We start from the raw sequence: 23,667 nt of genomic DNA on the forward strand, positions 1-23,667 counted from the left end.
GTGTCAGAATCCATCCGTCCGGCGGATTCCGCGACCGCTGCGTCGACGGTGTCGGCCACCGGTGTGGACTGGTCCCGCGTGTCGCCGTGCATGCCAAACTCCTGCCCGAGATCAGCGGCAGCTCCCGCGCGGGCCGGGGGTGGGCCGGGGGGAGTACCGGGAGGACTGCTGGGTGGGGTGGACGTGCGACCGGAAGCCTGCCCGCGCCGCTGTCCCCGGCAACCTGCCCGGCGCCCGCCGAACCGGTGGCGGGGCGCCCCGGAACCGGTGCGCGTTCCGGCGCACGCCTCCGCGGGCACGCCCCCGGGCGGGCCGGTCGACCCGTGAACGAGCCGACCGTGCGCGAGGACACGCGCCGGTGCGCGGCGAGCGCCGAACGGGCTAAGGGAGAAGGGGAAGGATCAACGCGAAAAGGATTCGGACGTGCTGCTCCACGGGGGACGCCACCCGTCGTCGTTGTCCCCGCAGCATCAACGACCTTCGGCCATCCTCGCACCGGCGACACGGTTTTCGCAGCGGTACGACAGTAGTTTCGGGATTTGTCCGGGGCCGTGGATCAGCCGGAAATGGATCTGTTCCGCAGAGTTCACGCATTGGTAGCGCGACGACCGGAAATGTGCGCCTCGCGCGCCCCCCGTGCAGACCAATGCGCCGAATGCGATCTCATCAATAGCCCGAACGGATGCCCAATAGTCCACTTGACCCGTAGTCGGACCGGGCGTCGAGGCTACGCTTCACCGCTGTGAAGGCAATCCGCAGATTCACCGTCCGCACCGTCCTGCCCGAACAACTCCAGCCGTTGCACGAGCTGGCCCTCAACCTGCGCTGGTCCTGGCACCCCGAGACCAGGGACCTCTTCCGGTCCGTGGACCCGGAGGTCTGGGCCGCGACCGGCGAGGACCCGGTGCGGCTGCTCGGGGAGGTCCCGGCCGCCCGGCTGGCCGCGCTCGCCGCCGACCGGCGCTTCCTGCGCAGACTCGGCGACCTCGCCGACGACCTGCGCGAGTACCTCACCGGCCCGCGCTGGTACCAGGCCCAACAGGACGGCGGCGCCACCCCGCCGCCCACCGCCATCGCCTACTTCTCGCCCGAGTACGGCATCGCCGCCGCGCTGCCCCAGTACTCCGGTGGCCTCGGCATCCTGGCCGGCGACCACCTCAAGGCCGCCAGCGACCTCGGCGTCCCGATCATCGGCGTGGGGCTGTTCTACCGGCACGGCTACTTCCGCCAGTCCCTCGACCGGAGCGGCTGGCAGCAGGAGCGCTACCCCCTGCTGGACCCGGACGAACTGGCCGTCAGCCTGTTCCGGGAGGCCGACGGCACCCCCTGCCGGGTCGACCTCGCCCTGCCCGGCGGCCGCACCCTCGCCGCGCACATCTGGAAGGCCCAGGTCGGGCGGGTCCCGCTGCTGCTGCTCGACTCCGACATCGAGGCCAACTCGCCCGCCGAGCGCGACGTCACCGACCGGCTCTACGGCGGCGGCAGCGAGCACCGGCTGCTCCAGGAGATGCTGCTCGGCATCGGCGGCGTCCGGGCCGTGCGGGCCTACTGCCGGCTCACCGGGCACCCCGCCCCCGAGGTCTTCCACACCAACGAGGGCCACGCCGGCTTCCTCGGCGTCGAGCGGATCCGCGAACTGGTCGCCGCCGGGGCCGGGCTGGACTTCGCCGCCGCCCTGGAGTCCGTCCGGGCCGGCACCCTGTTCACCACCCACACGCCCGTCCCGGCCGGCATCGACCGCTTCGACCGGGAGCTGGTCGCCCGGCACTTCGACGGCGACGCCGCGCTGCCCGGCGTCCCGGTCGAGCCGGTGCTCGCGCTCGGCGCCGAGACCTGGGCCGGCGGGGACCCGAAGCTCTTCAACATGGCCGCCATGGGCCTGCGGCTCGCCCAGCGCGCCAACGGGGTCTCCACCCTGCACGGCGAGGTCAGCCGCTCGATGTTCAACGGCCTCTGGCCCGGCTTCGACCCCGCCGAGGTGCCGATCACCTCGGTCACCAACGGGGTGCACGCCGCCACCTGGATCGACCCGGCCGTGGTCCGCCTGGGCGCCGCCGAGATCGGCGCCGAACGCGCCGAGGAGGCGATGACCACCGGCGAGACCCAGCGCTGGACCGGCCTGGAGCGGATCGGCAACACCGAGATCTGGGACCTGCGACGCAGCCTGCGCGCCCAGCTGGTGGACGAGGCCCGCCGCCGGCTGCGCGCCTCCTGGCGCCAGCGCGGGGCCGGCGAGGCCGAGCTCGGCTGGGTCTCCTCGGTGCTCGACCCCGACGTGCTCACCATCGGCTTCGCCCGCCGGGTGCCCTCGTACAAGCGGCTCACCCTGATGCTGCGCGACCCGGTCCGGCTGCGCGCCCTGCTGCTGCACCCCACCCGGCCGGTGCAGATCGTGGTCGCCGGAAAGGCCCACCCGGCCGACGACGGGGGCAAACGGCTGATCCAGCAGATGGTCGCCTTCGCCGACGACCCGACGGTGCGCCACCGGATCGTCTTCCTGCCGGACTACGACATGGCGATGGCCCAGCACCTCTACCCGGGCTGCGACGTCTGGCTGAACAACCCGCTGCGGCCGCTGGAGGCCTGCGGCACCTCCGGGATGAAGGCCGCGCTCAACGGCTGCCTCAACCTGTCCGTCCTGGACGGCTGGTGGGACGAGTGGTACGACGGCCAGAACGGCTGGGCGATCCCCACCGCCGACGAGGACGCCGGCGTGCTCGACCCGGAGAGCAGCGAGGCCGAGCGGCGCGACGACATCGAGGCCGCCGCGCTGTACGACCTGATCGAGGAGCAGGTCGCCGGCCGGTTCTACGACCGGGGCTCCGACGGGCTGCCGCACCGCTGGATCGCCATGGTCCGGCACACCCTGGTCACCCTCGGTCCCAAGGTGCTGGCCGGGCGGATGGTCCGCGAGTACGTCGAGCGGCTGTACACCCCGGCGGCGCTGGCCCAGCGCGAGCTGGCGGTCCGCGACCACGCCTGTGCCCGGGAGCTGGCCGGCTGGAAGGCGAAGGTCCGGGAGGGCTGGCCGGGCGTGCGGGTCGAGCACGTCGAGGCGGACTGTCCGGCCGAGGCCCAGGAGCTGGGCAGCTCGCTGGCGCTGCGGGTGCAGGTCGCGCTCGGCGCGCTGGAGCCGGGCGACGTCGAGGTGCAGGCGGTCTCCGGCCGGGTCGACGAGACGGACGGCATCTCGGACGCCGAGGTGCTCGCCCTCAAGCCGGTCGGCGGGCCCGACCTGGACGGCCGCACCCGTTACGAGGGCGCGCTGGAGCTCGGCCGCACCGGCCCGTTCGGGTACACCGTGCGGGTGCTGCCCGCGCACCCCCGGCTGGCCTCGCCGGCCGAGTTGGGGCTGGTCGCCCTCCCGGCCGAGTCGACGGGGATGGACGCCGGGCTGCTGCGCTGAGGCCCCGGACCGGGTGGCTGCCGTCCGCCGTTGCTACGGACGGCAGCCACCCGCTTGCCCCGGGTGACGGGCGGGGGGAGCGTGAAGGCCATGATGCGAACCCTGCGCGCCGCCGCCCTGGCCGCGCTCTCCGTGCTCCTCGTGGCGTGGCCGGCCCAGGCCGCCACCGCCCCCCTCCCGGCGCCACCGGCGACCGCGCGGCTGTCCCTGGAGGTCTGCCCGCCGCAGGACCCGGTGGTCCCGGGCGGGACCGGGACGCTGGAGGTGAAGGTCACCAACCAGGGGCCGGCCGCCACCACCGACGACACCCTGGTGGTGGTGCACCTCCCCGCGCCGGGCGTGGTGCGGTCGGCCGACCCGGCCGTCACCCTGACCTACTTCGGCACCGGCAGCTCGTACACGATCCCGGCCGGGCTGGCACCGGGGGCGGCCTCGGTCGAGCGGCTGGCGCTGTACGTCGCGCCGATCACCGAGCCCTTCCTCACCATCGACGGCGACGTCCAGGCCTTCTACCCGGGGGACCCGGACCAGTCCGGCCACACCACCGCGTACCGCCTGACCACCGCCGACACCAGGGCCCACTTCATGGTGGGCGCCTCCTCGGCCTGGCAGGCCGGGCACCCCGTCCCGCAGCCCGGTGACCTCACCGGCAGGCCCGGGGCGACGATCGACCTGCCGCTGTGGGTGTACAACGCCGGCCCCTCGTACTCGCGGCACCCGATCGACCTGGCGGTCACCGTGCCCGAGCACACCACGCTGACCGGCACGCCCCCGTACGGCTGCACCGCCACCGGGCCGCGCACGCTGACCTGTCACTACGCGAGCGGGCCGCGGTTCCAGGACGCGGTCTTCATCGACCCGGCCGTGGTGATCGACTCCTCGGCCGTCGCCGGGCAGGTGCTGCCGGGCGGCACGCTGGACGTGGTGGCCGCGGTGGAGGACCGCCCCTCGCCGGACTGGCACACCGACTACGTGGTGACGGTGAACTGACGCGGCCGGGGCCCGCGGGGCCCGGACATGGAGCGGCCCGCCCGGGTGCGTGACGGCGCACCCGGACGGGCACAACTGTGGGGCCCTGCGGCCAGGGCCTTTCTTACACCAGACTGTCCCGCCAGGCACGATGCAGGGTGGCGAAACGGCCCTCCCCCTCGATCAGCTGCCGCGGCGAGCCGTCCTCGACGATCCGTCCCTGGTCCATCACCAGCACCCGGTCGGCGATCTCCACGGTGGAGAGCCGGTGGGCGATGATCACCGCCGTGCGGCCGGCCAGCACCGTGCGCATCGCCCGCTGCACGGCCTGTTCGCCCGGCACGTCCAGGGAACTGGTCGCCTCGTCGAGGATCAGCACGGCCGGGTCGGCCAGCAGGGCGCGGGCGAAGGCGACCAACTGGCGCTGCCCGGCGGAGATCCGGCCGCCGCGCTTGCGCACGTCGGTGTCGAAGCCGTCCGGGAGCGCGGCGATGAACCCGTACGCGCCGATCTCCCGGGCGGCCTGCTCGACCTCGGCGCGGGTGGCGCCGGGGCGGCCGATCGCGATGTTCTCGGCGACGGTTCCGGAGAACAGGAAGGACTCCTGGGTCACCATCACCACCCCGCGCCGCAGCTCCGGGGTGGCGAGGTCGCGCAGGTCCACGCCGTCCAGCCGGATCCGGCCGTCCGTCGGGTCGTAGAAGCGGGCCAGCAGCTTGGCGACCGTCGACTTGCCGGCGCCGGTCGCCCCGACCACCGCGACCGTCTGCCCGGCCGGGATCAGCAGGTCGAAGGGCGGCAGCACCTCCTTGCCGGTGCGGTAGGCGAAGCGCGTCCCCTCGAAGGAGACCGTTCGTCCCTTGGCTGTGACTCGCCCGCTCGCCTCCGGGCGCTCCGACCCGGTGCCGACGTTCTTCGCTCCGGCACTCCCTCCTTCGTCGGTCGCTTGTCGCTCATCGCTTTCGGCACCGGCGCGCCCTTCGGCTCGGGGCGGGGGCGGCAGTTCGACCGGCTCGGCCGGCTCGGCGACGGTCGGTTCGTGGGCGAGCAGGCCGGCGATCTTCTCCAGGGCCGCGGCGGCGGCCTGGTAGCTGTTCAGGAACATCGCCAGCTGGTCGATCGGGTCGAACAGGCGGCGCAGGTAGAGCGCGAAGGCGGTCAGCACGCCCAGCTCCAGCGCGTCGTCGGCGACCAGGTAGGCGCCCATCAGCACGATGCCGGTGAACCAGACGTTGGCGGTGGCGCGGGAGAGGCCGACGTACCGGGCGAGCTCCATGAAGCCCTCCGCGTTGGCCGCCGAGGCCTGGCGGTTGACCACACCGAAGGCGGCGTCGTTGGCCTTCTCGCGGCGGAAGGCCTGCACCGGGCGGATGCCGTTCATGGTCTCGGTGAAGCGCACGATCATCGAGGCGGCGGCCGTCCGCGAGCGGCGGTAGACCCGGCGCGAGCGGGTGCGGAAGGAGTGGGCGACCAGGGCCAGCGGCAGGAAGGCCGCCAGCGAGGCCAGGCCCAGCCGCCAGTCCAGCACCACCAGCAGCACCGAGATGTAGCAGACCGACAGGAAGACCGTCAGCAGCTCCTGGAGGCCCTCGGAGAGCAGTTCGCGCAGCGCGTCGATGTCGCTGGTGGCCCGGGAGATGATCCGGCCCGAGGTGTAGCGCTCGTGGAAGTCCAGGCTGAGCCGCTGGGCGTGCCGGAAGATCCGGCCGCGCAGGTCCAGCAGGACGTCCTGGTTCACCCGGGCGCTGATCTTGATGAACACCCACTGCAGCAGCGGGCTGAGCAGGGCGCAGAAGAGGTAGCCGGCCACCACCGCGACCAGCGGGCCGGAGTCGTGCGCGCGCAGCGCCGGGATGCCGCGGTCCATCGCCACCGCGACCAGCAGCGGGCCGGACTGCAGGGCGGCCTGCTGGACCAGGATCACCACCATGGCGACGGTGATCCGGGCCCGGTGCGGGGCGAGCAGCGAGCGCAGCAGTGCCCGGGGCGCTCCGGGCGGGACGGGGATGTCCTCCTCGTCCGCCGGGGGCGCGGGCAGCTCCTCCTCGGCCGGGACGGTCGGGTCGGTCTGGTCGCTCCGGTCGGCCGCGGCGGGCCCGGCGGGCCCGGCGGGTTCGACGGTGGTGGTCATCGGGTGGAGCCCTCCTCAAGGACGAACGGGCCCTCGGGCACCGGGGCGGCCTCGCCCGACATCAGTTCGCGGTAGCGGGGGCAGTCCCGGAGCAGTTCCTGGTGGGTGCCGACGGCCTCGATCCGGCCGTCCGCGAGCACCGCGACCCGGTCGGCGAGCAGCACCGTGCTGGGGCGGTGGGCGACCACCAGGGCGGTGGTGGAGCCGAGTACCTCGCGCAGCGCCCGTTCGACCAGGGCCTCGGTGTGCACGTCGAGCGCGGAGAGCGGGTCGTCCAGCACCAGGAAGGGCGGGTCGCCGACCACGGCGCGGGCCAGCGCGAGGCGCTGGCGCTGGCCGCCGGACAGGCTCAGGCCCTGCTCGCCGACCTCGGTCCCCACCCCGGCCGGGAGCTTCTCGACGAAGCCGGCCTGGGCGGTGGCCAGGGCGGAGGCCAGCTGCCGGTCGTCCGCGCCGGGGGCGCCCATCAGGACGTTCTCCCGGACGGTGGCGGAGAACAGGGTGGGCTCCTCGAAGGCGACCGCGACGAGCTCGCGCAGCTCCTGCCGGGGCAGCTCGGCGATGTCCCGGCCGTCCAGGGTGATCCGGCCGCCGGTGGCCTCGTACAGCCGGGGGAGCAGGGCGGTGAGCGTGGTCTTGCCGCTGCCGGTGGCGCCGACCAGGGCCATCGTCTCGCCGCTGCGGACGTGCAGGTCGATGCCGGCCAGCAGGTCGGGGGTGTCGTCGGGGGCGTCGGGGTAGCGGAAGCGGACGCCGGTGAAGCGGATGCCGTCCCGGGTGCCCGGCGTGCCCGGCGGGCCGGGGGCGGCGGTCGCGGTGGCCGGGTCGGCGGGCTCGGCGGGTTCGGGCTCGTCGATGACCTCGAAGAACCGGTCGGTGGCGGTGGCGGCCTCGTTGGCGTAGGCGAGCAGCCAGCCGAGCGACTCGACCGGCCAGCGCAGCGCGAGCGCGGTGGAGAGGAAGGCGACCAGGGTGCCGGCGCTCAGCTCGTCGTGGGCGACGAGGTAGGCGCCGACGGCCAGGGCGCAGCCCAGCGCGATCTCCGGCAGGCCGACGATGACCGCCCACAGGTTGGCGAGCTGGTGCGCCTTGCTCAGCTCGGTGCGGCGCAGCCGGTGGGACTGGGCGCGGAAGTGCTCGGCCATCGCGCGGTGCCGCCCGAAGGCCTTGAGGATGCGGATGCCGAGCACCGACTCCTCGACCACGGTGGCGAGGTCGCCGTTCTGGTCCTGGGCGAGCCGGGCGGTGACGGAGTACTCGGACTCGAAGCGCCGGGTGAGCACCAGCAGCGGCGCGGCGGGCAGCAGGATGATCACGGCGAGCCGCCAGTCCTGGGCGAACATCAGCACCGTGCCGGCCAGGAAGGTCACCGAGTTGACGACCAGGAACACCAGCGGGAAGGCCAGGAAGAGCCGCATGGCGTTCATGTCGGTGGTGGCCCGGGAGAGCATCTGGCCGGAGCCCCAGCGGTCGTGGAAGGAGACCGGCAGCCGCTGGAGCTTGGCGTAGAGGTCGGCGCGCATGGCCGCCTCCAGCCGGCCCAGCGGGCGGGACAGCACCACCCGGCGGGTGTAGAACAGGGCGGCCTCGACCAGTCCGAGGAGCAGCAGCAGGCCGATCGGCGGCCACAGCGCGTCGAGGTCGTGCCGGGCGAGCGGGCCGTCGACGATCCGGCCGAGCACCACCGGGACGGCCAGGGTGCTCAGCATGGCGAGGGTGGCGGCCGACACCGAGACCAGGAGCCGGCCGCGGACGGCCCGGGCGTAGGGCCACAGGCGCAGCAGTGAGCGGACCGTGGAGCGGCGTCGCCCGGTCGTGCGGTCGGAGTCTTGTCGGTTCTCGGCCATCGCGGTGAGGGTAGGCAGAGTGCCCGTCATTTCTCATCCGGTTTTTCGCCCCTGTCGGTGAAGGCCGCCGAGAACCGGCCACCCGAACGGGTGAGGCGAGGGCGTGCTGAGGGGCGTGCGGAACCGTTCGTGCAGGGAGGAGTGCGCCGTGCGCCTCTTGCGGGCGCCTGCCGAACGGCCGATTACATCTCCTGACGGATGCTCATCGGCAAGCGAGTGACAGGAGTGTGTGGACATGACGGTCGACACCGAGCCCACCCCCGGCCCAGGATCGGCAACCGTGCAGGTCAGGGCCCAGCTCAGCCTCAGCACCACGGCCGCCCGCAACCTGGCGACGACCACCAAGTCGAAGCCGCAGATGCAGGAGATCACCTCCCGCTGGCTGCTCAGGGTGCTGCCGTGGGTGCAGGTCAGCGCGGGTACGTACCGGGTCAACCGTCGCCTCAGCTACGCCCCCGGGCGCGGCCGGGTGGGCTTCGCCAAGGCCGGTTCCACGGTGACGGTGATCGCGCCCTCGCTGGCCGAGGTGCCGGCGTTGCGCGGGTTCGAGGACCAGGAGGTGCTGGCCGAGCTGGCCCGCCGCTTCGTGCAGCGGGACTTCGCGCCGGGCGACGTCCTGGTGCGGGAGGGGGCGCCGATCGAGGAGGTGTTCCTGATCGCCCACGGCAAGGTCGACCGGATCGGCACCGGCAAGTACGGCGAGGAGACGGTGCTCGGCACCCTCGCGGACGGCGACCACGTCGGCGACGAGGTGATCACCGAGCCCGGCGGCAGCTGGCCGTACACCGTGCGGGCGGGCACCGCCGGCGTCGCCATGGCGTTGAACGCGGCCGGGCTGCAGGAGCTGGTCGACCGCTCCGCGCCGCTGCGCGAGCAGCTGTTGGGCTTCGCCGCCGACGCCGCCCAGGCGCAGAACGCCCACGGCGAGGCGGAGATCGACCTCTCGGCCGGCCACCAGGGCGAGTACGAGCTGCCCGGCGCCTTCGTGGACTACGAGTTGGCGCCGCGCGAGTACGAGTTGAGCGTCGCGCAGACCGTGCTCAAGGTGCACACCCGGGTCGCCGACCTCTACAGCAAGCCGATGAACCAGACCGAGGAACAGCTGCGGCTGACCATCGAGGCCCTGCGCGAGCGGCAGGAGTACGAGATGATCAACAACCCGGAGTTCGGCCTGCTCCACAACGCCGACTTCGACCAGCGGATCCAGACCCACGCGGGCGCGCCCACCCCGGACGACCTGGACGAGCTGCTCTCCATGCGCCGCGACACCGACTTCCTGTTCGCCCACCCGAAGGCGATCGCCGCCTTCGAGCGGGAGTGCACCAAGCGCGGCATCGACCCGGGCACGGTCGACGTCCTGGGCAAGCGGCGGCCGGTCTGGCGCGGGGTGCCGATCCTCACCTGCGACAAGATCCCGGTGGCGGCCGACCGGACCACCTCCTTCCTCGCGCTGCGCGTCGGCGAGGACGACCAGGGCGTGGTCGGCCTCACCCAGGTCGGCATCCCGGACGAGGTCGAGCCCGGCCTGAACGTCCGCTTCATGGGCATCAACGAGCAGGCGCTCTCCTCCTACCTGGTCAGCGCCTACTTCTCGGCGGCGGTGCTGGTGCCGGACGCGCTCGGCGTCCTGGAGAACGTCGAGGTCAGCCACCCCTTCAACTGACCAGGGCGTCGCGGGCGGGTGCGCGCAGCAGTTGCAGCGAGCGCCCGCCCAGTACCACCGCGCCCCGCGGCCGGGCCTCGCCGGTGCCCGCGGCGGCCGTGTCCAGCACCGTCTCGTAGGCGGCCTCCGGCTCCGCCCAGGGTTCGCCGGGCAAGGTGAACGCCACCGGTTCGGGGCCGGAGTTGAGCAGCAGCAGGAAGCTGTCGTCGGCCAGCGGGAGCCCGGTGTCGTCCCGTTCGGGCAGCGCGGCGCCGGAGAGCAGCATGCCGAGGCAGGCCGTGGGGCCGAACCAGTCGGCCTCGGTCATCTCCTTGCCCAGCGGGGTGAACCAGGCGAGGTCCGGCTGTCCCCCGGGAGTGGCGGCCCGGCCGGAGAAGAACGCCCGCCGGCGCAGCACCGGGTGGGCCCGGCGCAGCCGGACCAGCCGTCCGGTCAGTGCGCACAGCTCCTGCCAGCCGGGCTGCTCCAGCAGCGACCAGTCCAGCCAGCTGACCTCGCCGTCCTGGCAGTAGGCGTTGTTGTTGCCGCCCTGGGTGCGGCCCAGCTCGTCCCCGGCGGTGATCATCGGGACGCCCGCGGAGAGCAGCAACGTGGCGGTCAGGTTGCGCAGTTGGCGCAGCCGCAGGGCGTTCACCTCCGGGTCGGTGGTCTCGCCCTCGGTGCCGTGGTTCCAGGAGCGGTTGTCGTCCGTGCCGTCCCGGTTGGCCTCGCCGTTGGCCTCATTGTGCTTGCGGTCGTAGGAGACCAGGTCGCGCAGGGTGAAACCGTCGTGCGCCGTCACGTAGTTGACGGAGGCGTACGGGCGGCGGCCGGCGCGCTGGTAGAGGTCGGAGGAGCCGGCCAGCCGGTAGCCGAGCTCGCGCACGTCCGGGCGGGCGCCGCGCCAGAAGTCCCGGACGGTGTCGCGGTAGCGGTCGTTCCACTCGGCCCACAGCGGGGGGAATCCGCCGACCTGGTAGCCGCCCGGGCCGACGTCCCACGGCTCGGCGATCAGCTTCACCCGGCTCAGCAGGGGGTCCTGGGCGATCGCGGCGAGGAAGGGGTGCTCCATGTCGACGCCGTCGCTCGCCCGGGCCAGGGCGGCCGCGAGGTCGAAGCGGAAGCCGTCCACGCCCATCTCGGAGACCCAGTAGCGCAGCGAGTCGGTGATCAGCCGGATCACCTGCGGGCGGCGGGTGTCCAGGGTGTTGCCGCAGCCGGTGTAGTCGGCGTAGCCGCGCGGGCGGTGCGGGGCCAGCCGGTAGTAGCCGGCGTTGTCGATGCCGCGCAGGGAGAGGGCGGGCCCCAGCTCGGCGCCCTCGGCGGTGTGGTTGAACACCACGTCCAGGATCACCTCGATCCCGGCGGCGTGCAGGGCGCGGACCATCCGCTTGAACTCGCCGACCTGGCCGCCGCGTGAGCCCGAGGCGGAGTAGCCGGCGTGCGGGGCGAAGTAGCCGACGGTGTTGTAGCCCCAGTAGTTGACCAGGCCGCGGGACTGGAGGTGGTCCTCGCTGGCGTACTGGTGCACCGGCAGCAGCTCGACGGCCGTCACCCCGAGGCGGGTGAGGTGGGCGAGGGCGGCCGGGTGGGCCAGGCCGGCGTAGGTGCCGCGCAGGTGCGGGGGGATGTCGGGGTGGCGCATGGTGAAGCCGCGGACGTGCAGCTCGTAGAGGACGGTCTCGGCCCAGGGGGTCTTCGGGCGGTGGTCGTCGTACCAGTCGTCGTCGTCGTGGACGACCACGGATCTGGGCACGTACGGGGCGGAGTCGCGGTTGTCCCGGACGGTGTCGGCGACGTCGGCCTCCGGCCAGTTGCGGACGGCGGAGCACGCGGCGTCGTGGGAGGTGTAGCAGCCGTCGACGGCGCGGGCGTACGGGTCGAGCAGCAGCTTCGCGGGGTTCCAGCGGGCACCCGTCCACGGGTCCCAGCGGCCGTGCACCCGGAAGCCGTAGCGGGTGCCGGGGCGGACGCCGGGGAGGAAGGCGTGCCAGACCTGGAGGTCCTGCTCGGTGAGGCGGTGGCGGTGCTCCCGGCCGTCCTCGTCGAACAGGCACAGGTCGACGGCCTCGGCACCGGCCGCCCAGAGGGCGAAGTTGGTGCCGGGGCCGCCCGGCCGGTCCGTCCGGAAGCGGGCGCCCAGGGGCTGCCAGCTGCCCGGCCGTACCCCGGCCTCCTCGGCTTCCAGGTCCTGGCCTGAGGTCATGGTCGTGCCCTCCCTGAACGGGGGGTCCCGGGCCCCGTTCACCTTCTCTTTCCCGTTTACGCCCCTCTCCGCACCCACCCCTTCCACCGTCCCCTCCCGCAGCGTGTCCCGCTCGCCCCGGTCGGTGGGTGGGGGTGGTCGGTGGGGATGGGGTGGTGCGGGTGGTGGGCGCGTGTCCCGGGGTGGTTCGGGGTCGTTGTTCCCGGAGTCCGGTGTTCCAGGCGTCGGACCCGAGCAGTGGGAGGCCCCGGGATGCGGCGCCGAGGTGGGGTGTGGGCGCGCCGGGTGGCGGCGGCGGTGTGCTGTCTGGCCGTGGTCAGCGGCTGCGGCGGGTCGGCCGGGGCGCCGGCGGGGGACGCGGTGGGGGCCGGGGCGCCCACGCCTCCTCCGCCGCCGTCGCGGGCGGTGCTGGCGGCGGTGCCCGCGGACGGGGCGCAGGACGTGCCGCCGGAGGGGCCGGTGCGGGTGGGCGTGACGCAGGGGCGGCTGGTGTCGGTGCGGCTGGCCGACGCGAAGGGGGTCGAGCTGCCGGGGGCGATCGGCGCGGACGGTGCCAGCTGGGCGCCGGAGGGGGCGCTGCCGCTGGGGACGGCCTTCACCCTGGACGCGGTCGCGGAGGACGACCAGGGCCAGCGGGCGGCCCAGCACTCGGAGTTCTCCACGGCGGCCCGGGCGCACACCTTCGTGGCGTTCTTCACGCCGGAGGACGGGTCCACGGTCGGGGTCGGGATGCCGGTCTCGCTGCGGTTCAGCAGGCCGATCGCCGACCGGGCGGCGGTGGAGCGGGCCGTGCAGGTCACCGCGGACCCGCCGGTGCCGGTGGCGGCGCACTGGTTCGGCAACCAGCGCCTGGACGTCCGCCCGCAGCAGTACTGGGCGGCCGGCACCAAGGTGACGGTGGCGCTGCGGCTCAAGGACGTGCAGGGGGCGCCGGGGGCGTTCGGCAGCCAGAACCGGGACCTGCGCTTCACGGTGGGCCGGGCCCAGGTGTCCACGGTGGACCTGGACGCGCACACCCTGACGGTCCGGTCCGGGCCGGGCGGCAAGGTGGTGCGGGTGCTCAAGGTCTCCGGGGGCAGCCCCGAGCACTCCACCTACCGGGGGGTGATGGTGGTGTCGGAGAAGTACAAGCTGACCCGGATGAACTCGCAGACCGTCGGGATGGGCGACGAGTACGACATCAAGGACGTCCCGCACGCGATGCGGCTGACCACCTCCGGTACCTTCCTGCACGGCAACTACTGGGCGGACCAAGGGGTGTTCGGCACCGCGAACACCAGCCACGGCTGCATCGGGCTGGCGGACGCCAAGGGGGGCGCCGGCAAGGACACCCCGGCGGGGTGGCTGTTCGAGCACACCGTCCCGGGCGACGTGATCGAGGTGCGGGCCTCGGCCGGGGACTTCGTGCCGCCGTCGAACGGGCTGAACGGTTGGAACGTGCCGTGGGACCAGTGGGTGGCGGGCAGCGCGCTGCGGTAGCCACCTCCCCCCAGCCACCTCCCCGGGATCCGCTCGGACCGCACGGTTATCCTGCTCCGACGCGTCGGGCCCGATGCGAAAGATCGGGACCCGGTGCAACTCTTCCGGGCGCCCATCGCGTCAAGTGAGTGAATACCTGGAGGGGAGATTCCGTGAAGACGGGGAACACGGCCGGCGCTGCGATACGCACCGGTGGGCGCTACCGGCGCAGGGGCGCGATGGCACTGGTCATGGGGAGCGTGCTGCTGCTCACCGCGGCGTGCAACGACGACAAGGGCGCCACCTCGGGTGACGCGACGGCGGCGGCCCCGGCGGACGCCGGCGGGACGGCCGCCCCCGGAGGCGGCGGTGCGGCCACGCCGAAGACCTCGGCGGCGGTGCTCTCGGTGTCGGCGAAGGACGGTGCCGAGGACGTCGCGCCGAACGCGCTCCAGGTCTCGGTCTCCAACGGCAAGTTGACCGCGGTCGAGGTGACCGACAAGAACGGCAAGCCGGTCGAGGGCGCGATCGCCCCGGACGGCGCCGGCTGGAAGCCCGCGGCGGCGCTCGCCGTCGGCATGGCGTACAAGGTGAACGCGCAGGCGAAGGACGACGCCGGGCTGGTGGCCGCGTCGACGACCTCGTTCACCACGCTGACGCCGGAGAAGAAGGCCTCCGTCAACGACAACATCGCCGACGGCGGCACCTACGGCGTCGGCATGATCGTCTCGGTGAGCTTCAACAAGGACGTCAAGAACAAGGACGCCGTCCTGAACGGCATCACCTTCGAGGCCAGCGACGGCACCAAGGTCAAGGGCCACTGGTTCGACAGTCGCCGGGTGGACTTCCGCCCGGAGGACTACTGGAAGCCGGGCACCAAGGTGACCATCAAGTACCGGTTGAAGAGCGTCGAGATCGCGCCGGGCGTCTACGGCGACGTGGACAAGGACGAGCCGTTCAACATCGGCCGCTCGATGGTCTCCACCGCCGACGCCAAGTCCCACAAGATGACGGTCGAGCGGGACGGCAAGAGCACCACCCTGCCGGTCACCATGGGCGCGGACGCGACGCCGTCCTGGAGCGGGACGATGGTGGTGATGGCCAAGGAGGGCATCACCCACATGGACTCGCGCACCGTCGGCCTGGGCGGCGAGTACGACATCAAGGACGTGCCGCACGCGATCCGGCTGACCACCTCCGGCACCTTCGTGCACGGCAACTACTGGTACAAGGGCATGCCGTTCGGCAACCTCAACGGCAGCCACGGCTGCATCTCGATGCAGGACGTGCAGGGCGGCAGCGACTCCTCGGTGGCCGGCAAGTTCTACAACGACTCGATGGTCGGCGACGTCGTGAAGGTCGTGAACAGCAAGGAGAAGACCGTCTCGCCCTCCAACGGGCTGGGCGGCTGGAACATCGCCTGGGCCAACTGGTAGGCCCGGTCGGATTTCTGTACGAGCGGCCCGGACTCACCCGTTGGGGTGGTCGGGCCGCTCGGTTTTCGGGGCAGAAAGCCCCTCGAACGGCGCAACCTTTCCGGTGGCCCGGCACATCTATGGGGCGGGTCCGTCGTGACCGCGGGGAGCAAGGGAGGGAATCGGCGATGAGGTCGATACGCAGAGTGGTGGCCGTCGGTTTGGTCGGCGGGGCGATGACGTTGACCGCGGCCTGTGGCGGCGGCAACGGGGGCGGCAGCGGGAGCGGCGCCGCCAAGGCCGATCTGGGGGCCGGTGCCGGGGCCTCGGCGTCCGCCTCGGCGCCCGGCAGTTCGGCGCCGAAGGTGTCCACGGCCGCGGTGAGCATCGAGCCGAAGAACGGCGCGGTGGACGTGGCGCCGGGCACGCTCAAGATCGGTGCGACGGGCGGCAAGCTGACCACCGTCAAGGTGAGCGACAAGGCCGGTAAGGAGGTCCCCGGCACGATCGCCGCGGACGGCGCCAGCTGGACCCCGTCCGCCGGGCTCTCGGTGGGCACCGCCTACCAGGTCAGCGCGATGGCGGCGGACGCCAACGGCGCGGTCGCCGAGGCGGACAGCAGCTTCACCACGCTGACCCCGGCGGCGCTCGCCAAGGCCTCCGACAACGTGGACGACAACGCGATGTACGGCGTCGGCATGATCGTCTCGGTGGACTTCAGCAAGGACGTCAAGAACAAGGACGCCGTCCTGAACGGCATCACCTTCGAGGCCAGCGACGGCACCAAGGTCAAGGGCCACTGGTTCGACGACCGCCGGGTGGACTTCCGTCCGGAGGAGTACTGGAAGCCGGGCACCAAGGTGACGGTGCACTACCGCCTCAAGAGCGTGGAGATCGCCCCCGGGGTGTACGGCAGCGACCGGGACGAGCCCTTCACGATCGGGCGATCCCAGGTCTCGACGGTTGACGCCGCCGCCCACACGATGACGGTGGTCCGGGACGGCCAGTCGAACTCCATCGACATCACCTCCGGCTCGGACGAACACCCCACCTGGAACGGCACGATGGTGGTCATGTCCAAGGAGGGCACGGTGCGGATGCAGTCCAGCACCCTGCCCGGGATGACCGGCGCGTCCTACGACCTCCAGGTGCCGCACTCGATGCGGCTGACCACCAGCGGGACGTACGTGCACGGCAACTACTGGAGCGGCTCCGCCTTCGGCGAGGACAACGTCAGCCACGGCTGCGTGGGCCTGCGCGACGTCAAGGGCGGCGGGGACTCCACCTCGATGGGCAAGTTCTACGCGGACACGCTGGTCGGGGACGTCGTCACCGTGAAGAACTCCATCAAGAAGGAGACGCTCGACCCGGCGAACGGGCTGAGCGGCTGGAACCTGCCGTGGAGCAAGTGGTAACCAGCAGGTCGCTGCGGTGAGACGTCAACCCGGGCTTGACTTCGGTCGGCCCGGGTCGACGCTTTTCCGGGGCCGGGTTGCTGGAGGCATATGCCGACTCGGGCGAGATCGTTTGCTCATTGTCCGTACGCGGCCGCTTGCGTTCCGCAATGATGGACGGCATGGCGGGTTGGGGCGAAGCAGATCAGTCATCGGTTCCCGTGGCCGGCAGGGTCGCGGAGGCGTCGTGGATCGACGTCCAGGGTGCGCTCTCGGCGTTGGAGCGGCTCAGCTCCGAGGAGCTGCAGGAGATGTACTCCGGCAGACTGTGCGACCAGTCCGCGCCCAACGAGGTGCGGCTGCCGTCCCGGCCGGAGTCGGGCCCGGTGGCCCGTCGGCTGGTCCTGAACGTCCTGGAGTCCTGGGAGCTCCACCAGCACCTGGAGGCCGGTGAGTTGCTCACCAGCGAGCTGGTGGCCAACGCGGTGCGGCACGCCGCCGGGCGCACCATCGGGCTGCACGTCAGCCGCAAGCCCGGGTGGCTGCGGATCGAGGTCCGCGATTCGTCGAGGGCGTTGCCCTGCATGATCCTCGCCGAGCCCCGGCCGGTGAACGAGCGCGGGCGCGGCCTGAAGATCGTCGACGACCTGGCGGACCGGTGGGGTGCGGACCTGCTGCCGCGGGGCAAGGGCGTCTGGTTCGAGTTGAAGGTCCGCGAGCGGGGCTGAGGGGCGGGCTTCCGGGTCCTGGTTTCCGGGCCCGGGCGTCAGGGTCCGGATACGCGCAGGGCCCCCGGATTCGCCGTGGTCGGCGGTGGGGGCCCGTGCAGGTCATCGCGCGGCCAAGGGGGTGCGTGTCGCGCGATGGGTGTCGGCAGTGCCAGGTCGGGCCCGCCGAAGTTCTCGATGTCTTGACTATCGCACGGATCTCAGCATGTGGGCAAACCGGGCGTCTTGGATTGCAAGGTTTGTAACCTACTTCACCTTGGGATTTTGCATAGGTTCACGCTCCGGCCTGTGAATATTCACGATCGCGCTGATGTGATCACCGCTCGGCGGGCACGTGCGGCATGTGCGCGGACGGCGGCCGGGGAGAGGTGCCGGTGCGACGGCGGCGGGGCCGTGGGGGTGCCGCGGCAGGTGCGGCAGAGGCCGCCGAGGAGGGCGTGCGGGCGGCACGGGGTGCGGCAGTCGGTGCACTCGGCGATGCGGGCGGCCTGCTGTTGGGGGAGCGGGCGTTCCGGGGGCAGCTTGTCGAGCAGGCGGCGGCGGGTGAAGGCCACCGGGCTGTGGATGCCGTCCGGCGGGAGGCCTGCGGTGAGGGCGGCCGTGAAGAGGGCCGGGGTGGCGCCCCGGGCGAACCACTCGGCGGCGAGCGGTTCGAGGGCCGCGCAGTCGGCGGCGGAGAGCGGGAGGCGGGCGTCCGTGAGGCCGAGGCCGGCGAGGGCGGCGTAAGCGGGGGAGACGACGGCGCGTCGCTCTTCCGGGGGATCGGGCGCCGAATCCGTTGACGCCTCCGGGGCCTGGAGTTCCTCCCCGGTGGCGATGAAGTGGTTCCACCAGGCGTCGGAGCGGGGCGTCCGGGAGAAGTAGGTGCGGAACACCCACTGCGGACGGTCGGCGTTCACGCGCTCGCGGACGCGACGCAGGTGACCTGCGGTGGAGAGGTTGTTGAGGGCCGTGCGGACGGCCATCTGCCCGAAGAGGGGGTTGATGGCGGCGAGGGTCTTGACGTCCATCGCGGCACCGTCGGGGAGGTGGTCGACGAACGAGGCGAGGTACGCCTCGCGGGCCGGGAGGTGGCCGAAGTCGTCGGCGCCCCGGGGGAGTTCCCCCGGGGCGGACTGCTTGCCGTATCCGGGGGAGGCCATGGCGGTAGAGTCGTGGGTAGCCACAGGATCGAGTTCCGATCGATCGGGGTGGTCAGACCCCCGTTCGGTGTTGGTAGCACCGGTCGGGGGTTGTTCTCGTTATGGGCACGCTACACGGCGCGACGGGTGGTGGTGAAGTCGTGACGATAAGTCATATGTGCTGCGTGCAGGGGTGGTTGGAAGGTGGTTACCCACCCATTCGACTAAAGGGTCACTCGGCGTCGGCGGCTTGAGCTTCGGTGGCGAAGGTGACGAATGCGGACCACGCCTCGGGGGAGAAGGTGAGGGTCGGGCCGGCCTTGTCCTTGGAGTCCCGGACGTGGATGGCGGAGAGGGAGGGAGCCACCTCGACGCAGTTGCCGGCGTCGTGGTCGCTGTAGCTGGAACGGAACCACGGCATGGTGGCGTTCATAGTTGCTCCAGTGCCTTTCGGAGGAACTGTGCTGATTCTTGCGGGTTCAGGGCCTGCGAGCGGATCATCGCGTGGCGTCGGCTGAGCTGGCCCACGAGTCGCGGTTCGGAGTGGAGAGCGTTCGTTCCATGCGTCTCAACATACGCATACTGCTCGTTGTTGATCGTTTCCAAGATGATGAGCGATCCCGAGAGGCCTGAAGGGGGAATCTGCTCGGTGGGCACGATCTGAATCTGGGTGTTGCGTGAGTTCTCGAACTCAAGCAGCCGGTGGAGCTGCTCCTTCATGACCTTCCTGCCGCCGACGGAAGTGTGGAGGGCCGCTTCGTAGATGGTGAAGCTGAACATCACCTCGGGCTCCAAGAGCCTCACTTGCCGCTTGAGGCGGATCGCTAGGCGTTCTTCAATGGTGGCGTCGTCCACGGGCGGCATGTGGCGGCTGAGAACCGTCCTGGCGTAGTCCTCGGTCTGCAGCAAGCCCGGGATGTAAAGGGCCTCATAGAAGTAGCAGGCGACTGCCTCCTTCTCGACCTCGAAGAAGACATCGCTGCGCGCAGGCCTGGTCTCCGGGATGAGGTACGGGTGAGCCCCCAGCAGCATTCCCTTCGCGTTGCACAACTCATCCGCCGCCTGGAGCAGCTTGAGTGACGGCCGCCGCCTCCCCGCCTCCATCGACCGCACGCTCTCGTAGTCGTAGCTCGCGGCCTTGCACAACTGCTCGCGGGTGACCCCTGCTTGCTCCCGCCATCGCTTGATCTGATCGCCGCAGTACTTCCAGGCCATCGGGTTCTGCTTCGGCGTGGTCATCCCGAACCCCCTCATCGCCCCTGGTCATCCAGCGGTCGACTCTCACGCTGTACCGACGGTGTGACTACTGAGGGTATGCCCGGCTCCCGACTCTTGAGGGGTGAAATGGCCGAACTCAGCCCTTGCGAGTGACGCCCGGCAATCCATCCCCCCAAGGATTCTGATGATCACTCAGCCCGCCGACGCCGTCGAGTGGACGCTCCCCCGCCACCCCCGCAGTGCGAGCCGTGCCCGGATCCGGCTCCTTCGGCAGGCCTTCGAGTGGGAGATCGACGTCGAGTCCGCCGAGACCGCCCTGCTCCTCCTCAGCGAACTCGTCACCAACGCGTGCCACCACGCCCGCGGCCCGCGCGACCGCCTGATCGGTGTCCGCCTGCTCCTCCCCACCCCCACCCTCCTCCGCGTCGAGGTCTCCGACGCGAGCCCCAAGCTGCCCGTGCCCCGGCACGCCGCTCCCGAGGATGAGTCCGGCCGGGGCCTCGAACTCGTCGCCGCCCTCGCCACCTCCTGGGGTGCCGAGCTGCGCGGCGAGCGCTACATCGGCAAAACCGTCTGGTTCGAACTCGCCCTTCCCTCGCCCGCCGGCCCTGCCTCGGGCGATCTCGTCGCATCGCGGTGAGCGGGCCGACGCCTGTGGGAAATGGTGCTGCGCTCAACGACGTTCTCCGGCGGCTCGGGCCGGATGAGGACTTCGCGGCGGACGTGGCGTCCGCCCGCGCCCTGCACAGGAAGTCGGAGGGGCCGACTTCCTGTGCAGGCCCCAACAGTGTTGGCGCCCATGCGGCGCCGAAAGACATCAATTCGTGATAACCGTGAAGCACTTCCGGGGTGACGCGTAAAAAATTCCCGGTCTTTTCATCCGGGGCATATGGATTTCGTCAACGGCCGTGATCTGGCGGGATTTCGGGCCCTACCATCCAGCTTTACCGAGAAGAAGGATGGAATTGACGTGCAATCCCTGTCCCGCCTGAAACGAGCCCTGGCCTGTGGGCTCGCCGCAGTCGCCGTGTCCGGCGGCCTCGCCGTTCAGGCCCCGACGGCGTCGGCGGCGCCCCCCGTGGACACGACCTGCGGCACCCCGGCCTCCGTGGGCGGCGGCAACTGCATGACGGCGCTGATCAATTCGGCCTTCGACATGATCCGGGGCATGCGCGCCGCCGCGAACAACAACAAGCTGGACAACGCGGAGTTCACCCAGAGCACCGCGTCCAAGCTGAGCCAGAAGTTCCCGGGGTTCAACGTCCTGGTGTCCAAGACGGTGGGCACCGACCTGTACGACACCGAATGGTTCAAGGGCGAGTACAAGGCCGACATGAAGGGCGTGCTGCTCGACACCACGTACAAGCTCAACCATTTCCTGGACAAGGACAAGAAGGACCCCTCCGGCTACGACGTGTTCCGGATCTGGGTCTTCCAGGGGGACTCGACCTTCCGCAACCGCACCGACGGCGGCTTCATGAACTGGGCGTTCGTCGGCCAGGACGGTGACAGCGTCAAGAAGGAGTCGTGGACCTGCCGGTCGGGCACCGCGCGGCCCTACAAGTGCGACGGCGACGTCCGCAGCATCCACTTCCCCGGGCGCTCGGGCTACGGCACCCGGACCGGCAGCCTGACCCCCGACATCAGCCGCGACCACCACGCCTGCCTGGACGTCAGCGGCAACGGCACCGCGAACGGCACCCCCGTGCAGATGTGGGAGTGCAACGGCGGCGACGCGCAGCGCTGGACCTACAACGGGTACCGGCTCCAGGCGGCCAACGGCAAGTGCCTCGACCTGCCGGGCAACAACACCGCGAACGGGAACAAGCTCCAGGTCTGGGACTGCCTGGACAACCCCGGGCAGCGCTGGAACATGTCGGCCAGCGGCGGCTTCCGGCACCTGGTGGACCAGGAGGACCGGTCCAAGGACGTCTGCATCGACGACTTCAACTCGCAGACCGGCAACGGCAGCCCGGTGGTGGCCTGGGGCTGCGGCTCCGAGGACAAGCGGGACGCGCCCAACCAGAACTGGGCCTGGGGCGGCACCCCGCCGACCACCACCCCGACCACGCCCACCAACGGCGCCGACGTGATCCTCAAGCTCGACAACGGGCTGGGCGCCGTCCCGGTCGGCGGTTCGGCCGGCGCGTCGGTCGTCCCGGGCATCCGGGGCGGCAACGAGTCCAAGTGGAAGATCACCTCGGTGGGCGGCGGCCGCTACCGGATCACCAGCTCGTACGGGCTGGAACTCACCGAGAACAGCAACTACATGGCCGAGCTCCAGCCGTGGAGCAACGCCGACCGGCAGAAGTGGCAGCTCGTCCCGGTCGGCAACGGCAAGTACCGGATCCGGATCTCCGAGGACGACTGCCTCGCCCACGACGCCGACTTCAAGCAGCTCGGCGTGTGGACGTGCAAGTCGGGCTGGCAGCAGGAGTGGGTGCTGGAGGGCTACTCCGGCGGCGGGACCACGCCGACCAAGCCCGACCCCGGCACCGGCGGCGGTGGCACGGGCGGTGGCACCGGCGGTGGCGGTGGCGCCAGCGTTCCGACCGAGCGGCCGCTGTTCCTCAAGCTCGCCAACGGGCTGGGCGCGTCGGCGCCCACCGAGACCGCCAGCTGGGGTTCGCCGATCGTGGCCGGGGTCCTGGGGTACAAGGGCTCCAAGTGGACGATCAAGCCGCTGGGCGGGGACCGCTACCGGATCGTCAACGACCTCGGGTACAACCTCACCGAGAACCCCGACACCTACGTCGCCGAGCAGCAGGCGTGGGGTGACACCTCCAACCAGAAGTGGCAGTTCAAGAGCCTCGGCGGGGGGAAGTACCGGGTCCAGATCGACGACGACAACTGCCTCGCCCACGACGCCGACTTCAAGCAGCTCGGCGTGTGGACCTGTAAGTCGGGCTGGCAGCAGGAGTGGACCTTCCAGCTCCTCTGACCGCTCGCCGCTGCCGCACGGGAAGTTGGACCGGCCGACTTCCCGTGCGGCACCGTTTCGGCCCCGCTAGCATCGGGGGCGTGAACCCGTACTGGCGCGTCGCGCTGCCACCCCTCCGCGCCTGATCGGGCGCCCGCTCCGGTGGTTTGATCCCCGCAGCCCCGCCCAGGGGCTCAGCGGCGTGCGCCCGTTCTCGAAACCTTTCCTCTGACGGTCTTCGACGACGGAAGTTCACGACTGTGCCGAATCGTTTCTCCACGCCTACGCCTGCGCCCGCGCGCGCCCGCCTGACCCCCACCCCCCGCCGTACCCGCCCGATCGACGGGCCGGTGCCGATCCTCGTCACCGCACTGCTGTGGGGCACCACCGGGACGGCCAGTTCGCTGGCGCCGGGCGGCGCCCCGGCCACCGGCATCGGCGCGGCCGCGCTGGTGCTCGGCGGGCTGCTGCTGTTCCTCACCGACCGCACCGCCTGGTCGCTGCCCCGCCGCTGCGGGACGCGGGAACGGTGGCTGCTGGCGGCCGGGGCCGTCGCCGTGGCGGGGTACCCGCTGACCTTCTACCCGGCCGTACCCCGCGCCGGGGTCGCGGTGGCGACGGTGATCGCGCTCGGCAGCGCGCCGGTCTTCACCGGACTGCTGGCATGGCTCACCCGGCAGGGGCGGCCCGGCGGGCGCTGGGCCGGGGCCACGGCGCTGGCCGTGCTCGGCTGCGCGGTGCTCGTGCTCGGGCCCGAACTCGCCGGTGGCGGGCGGGCGGTGGACCTCCTCGGAGTGCTGCTGGCGACGCTCTCCGGACTCTCGTTCGCGGTGTACTCGCTGATCGCCGGGCGGCTGATCGGGGGCGGCCGACCGGCCGCCGGGGTGATGGGGGCGATGTTCGGCGGGGCGGCGGTGCTGGTGCTCCCGGTGCTGCTGCTCGGCGACCTCCACTGGCTGGCCTCGGCGCGCGGCGCGGGCGTCGTGCTGCACCTCGGAGTGGTCACCACCTTCCTGGCGTACCGGCTCTACGGCCACGGCCTGCGGCACACCCCGGCCCAGACCGCCACCACCCTGACCCTCGCCGAACCCGCCGTCGCCGCCGTCCTCGGCGTCGCGGCCCTGGGCGAGCGCCTCCCGGCAGCATCCTGGTGCGGCCTCACCGTCCTCGCTGCCGGCCTCGCCTTCCTCGCCCTCCCCGAACGGCGCTAGA

At 71.9% G+C, this 23,667-nt stretch carries 16 protein-coding genes; 10 read left to right on the plus strand and 6 right to left on the minus strand.

Going from position 1 to position 23,667, the window contains the following annotated elements; genetic code table 11:
- Positions 1 to 742 precede the first annotated feature (742 nt).
- The gene (gene glgP / locus ACFY2K_RS03185; RefSeq protein ID WP_380586823.1) at positions 743 to 3,406 is read left to right on the plus strand and encodes an alpha-glucan family phosphorylase; all 2,664 of its coding nucleotides are present in this window, start codon (positions 743 to 745) and stop codon (positions 3,404 to 3,406) included.
- Between the two features lie 90 nt (positions 3,407 to 3,496).
- The gene (locus ACFY2K_RS03190; protein ID WP_380521957.1) at positions 3,497 to 4,396 is read left to right on the plus strand and encodes a hypothetical protein; all 900 of its coding nucleotides are present in this window, start codon (positions 3,497 to 3,499) and stop codon (positions 4,394 to 4,396) included.
- 103 nt (positions 4,397 to 4,499) lie between these two features.
- Here ACFY2K_RS03190 and ACFY2K_RS03195 read toward each other — a convergent pair whose 3' ends face one another.
- On the minus strand, positions 4,500 to 6,506 hold the full coding sequence (locus ACFY2K_RS03195) for an ABC transporter ATP-binding protein (RefSeq protein ID WP_387709356.1): 2,007 nt from the start codon (positions 6,504 to 6,506) through the stop codon (positions 4,500 to 4,502).
- Positions 6,503 to 8,353, minus strand: coding sequence for an ABC transporter ATP-binding protein (locus ACFY2K_RS03200; protein ID WP_387709358.1), 1,851 nt, complete (start codon positions 8,351 to 8,353; stop codon positions 6,503 to 6,505). The genes ACFY2K_RS03195 and ACFY2K_RS03200 overlap by 4 nt, the downstream gene beginning before the upstream one ends.
- Before the next feature lie 235 nt (positions 8,354 to 8,588).
- On the opposite strand from ACFY2K_RS03200, the gene ACFY2K_RS03205 reads away from it, so the two are divergent.
- The gene (locus ACFY2K_RS03205; RefSeq protein WP_387709360.1) at positions 8,589 to 10,016 is read left to right on the plus strand and encodes a family 2B encapsulin nanocompartment shell protein; all 1,428 of its coding nucleotides are present in this window, start codon (positions 8,589 to 8,591) and stop codon (positions 10,014 to 10,016) included.
- Here the strand turns inward: ACFY2K_RS03205 and glgX are convergent.
- On the minus strand, positions 10,009 to 12,201 hold the full coding sequence (glgX, locus tag ACFY2K_RS03210) for a glycogen debranching protein GlgX (protein WP_380521951.1): 2,193 nt from the start codon (positions 12,199 to 12,201) through the stop codon (positions 10,009 to 10,011). The genes ACFY2K_RS03205 and glgX overlap by 8 nt on opposite strands.
- 252 nt (positions 12,202 to 12,453) lie before the next feature.
- Between glgX and ACFY2K_RS03215 the strand changes: the two genes are divergently transcribed.
- From ACFY2K_RS03215 to ACFY2K_RS03230, 4 genes are all read left to right on the plus strand, one after another.
- Positions 12,454 to 13,680, plus strand: coding sequence for an Ig-like domain-containing protein (locus ACFY2K_RS03215; RefSeq protein WP_375891510.1), 1,227 nt, complete (start codon positions 12,454 to 12,456; stop codon positions 13,678 to 13,680).
- Positions 13,681 to 13,832: 152 nt separating this feature from the next.
- Entirely contained in the window at positions 13,833 to 15,095 is a 1,263-nt protein-coding gene (locus ACFY2K_RS03220) for an Ig-like domain-containing protein (RefSeq protein ID WP_380521949.1), read from the plus strand.
- 215 nt (positions 15,096 to 15,310) lie between these two features.
- Positions 15,311 to 16,489, plus strand: a complete 1,179-nt coding sequence (locus ACFY2K_RS03225) for an Ig-like domain-containing protein (RefSeq protein WP_380396832.1) — start codon at positions 15,311 to 15,313, stop codon at positions 16,487 to 16,489.
- Positions 16,490 to 16,689: 200 nt separating this feature from the next.
- Positions 16,690 to 17,196 (plus strand): ATP-binding protein, encoded by a 507-nt coding sequence (locus ACFY2K_RS03230; protein WP_375891513.1) that lies wholly within the window; start codon positions 16,690 to 16,692, stop codon positions 17,194 to 17,196.
- A gap of 296 nt (positions 17,197 to 17,492) precedes the next feature.
- Here the strand turns inward: ACFY2K_RS03230 and ACFY2K_RS03235 are convergent, their stop codons facing one another.
- The 3 genes from ACFY2K_RS03235 to ACFY2K_RS03245 form a co-directional block, all read right to left on the minus strand.
- Entirely contained in the window at positions 17,493 to 18,338 is an 846-nt protein-coding gene (locus tag ACFY2K_RS03235) for a hypothetical protein (RefSeq protein WP_387709364.1), read from the minus strand.
- 211 nt (positions 18,339 to 18,549) lie between these two features.
- Positions 18,550 to 18,750, minus strand: a complete 201-nt coding sequence (locus tag ACFY2K_RS03240; protein WP_387709366.1) for a DUF397 domain-containing protein — start codon at positions 18,748 to 18,750, stop codon at positions 18,550 to 18,552.
- Positions 18,747 to 19,556 carry a helix-turn-helix domain-containing protein gene (locus ACFY2K_RS03245; protein WP_387709368.1) on the minus strand — a complete coding sequence of 270 codons (810 nt, stop codon included), beginning with the start codon at positions 19,554 to 19,556 and terminating at the stop codon, positions 18,747 to 18,749. The genes ACFY2K_RS03240 and ACFY2K_RS03245 overlap by 4 nt, the downstream gene beginning before the upstream one ends.
- Before the next feature lie 163 nt (positions 19,557 to 19,719).
- On the opposite strand from ACFY2K_RS03245, the gene ACFY2K_RS03250 reads away from it, so the two are divergent.
- From ACFY2K_RS03250 to ACFY2K_RS03260, 3 genes are all read left to right on the plus strand, one after another.
- Positions 19,720 to 20,175, plus strand: coding sequence for an ATP-binding protein (locus ACFY2K_RS03250; protein WP_387709370.1), 456 nt, complete (start codon positions 19,720 to 19,722; stop codon positions 20,173 to 20,175).
- 438 nt (positions 20,176 to 20,613) lie between these two features.
- The gene (locus ACFY2K_RS03255; RefSeq protein WP_387709372.1) at positions 20,614 to 22,476 is read left to right on the plus strand and encodes an RICIN domain-containing protein; all 1,863 of its coding nucleotides are present in this window, start codon (positions 20,614 to 20,616) and stop codon (positions 22,474 to 22,476) included.
- 329 nt (positions 22,477 to 22,805) lie between these two features.
- Positions 22,806 to 23,666, plus strand: coding sequence for a DMT family transporter (locus tag ACFY2K_RS03260; RefSeq protein ID WP_387709374.1), 861 nt, complete (start codon positions 22,806 to 22,808; stop codon positions 23,664 to 23,666).
- Position 23,667 lies beyond the last annotated feature (1 nt).

The sequence above is a fragment of the Kitasatospora sp. NPDC001309 genome (assembly GCF_042896295.1).
Classification (GTDB): Bacteria; Actinomycetota; Actinomycetes; order Streptomycetales; family Streptomycetaceae; genus Kitasatospora.

Bases quoted from the DNA above. Each gene is read 5' to 3' on its own strand.
- ACFY2K_RS03190 (WP_380521957.1), top strand. From the start codon at position 3,497: ATGATGCGAACCCTGCGCGCCGCCGCCCTGGCCGCGCTCTCCGTGCTC.
- ACFY2K_RS03195 (WP_387709356.1), bottom strand. From the start codon at position 6,506: ATGACCACCACCGTCGAACCCGCCGGGCCCGCCGGGCCCGCCGCGGCC.
- ACFY2K_RS03200 (WP_387709358.1), bottom strand. From the start codon at position 8,353: ATGGCCGAGAACCGACAAGACTCCGACCGCACGACCGGGCGACGCCGC.
- ACFY2K_RS03205 (WP_387709360.1), top strand. From the start codon at position 8,589: ATGACGGTCGACACCGAGCCCACCCCCGGCCCAGGATCGGCAACCGTG.
- glgX (WP_380521951.1), bottom strand. From the start codon at position 12,201: ATGACCTCAGGCCAGGACCTGGAAGCCGAGGAGGCCGGGGTACGGCCG.
- ACFY2K_RS03215 (WP_375891510.1), top strand. From the start codon at position 12,454: ATGCGGCGCCGAGGTGGGGTGTGGGCGCGCCGGGTGGCGGCGGCGGTG.
- ACFY2K_RS03225 (WP_380396832.1), top strand. From the start codon at position 15,311: ATGACGTTGACCGCGGCCTGTGGCGGCGGCAACGGGGGCGGCAGCGGG.
- ACFY2K_RS03235 (WP_387709364.1), bottom strand. From the start codon at position 18,338: ATGGCCTCCCCCGGATACGGCAAGCAGTCCGCCCCGGGGGAACTCCCC.
- ACFY2K_RS03240 (WP_387709366.1), bottom strand. From the start codon at position 18,750: ATGAACGCCACCATGCCGTGGTTCCGTTCCAGCTACAGCGACCACGAC.
- ACFY2K_RS03245 (WP_387709368.1), bottom strand. From the start codon at position 19,556: ATGACCACGCCGAAGCAGAACCCGATGGCCTGGAAGTACTGCGGCGAT.
- ACFY2K_RS03250 (WP_387709370.1), top strand. From the start codon at position 19,720: ATGATCACTCAGCCCGCCGACGCCGTCGAGTGGACGCTCCCCCGCCAC.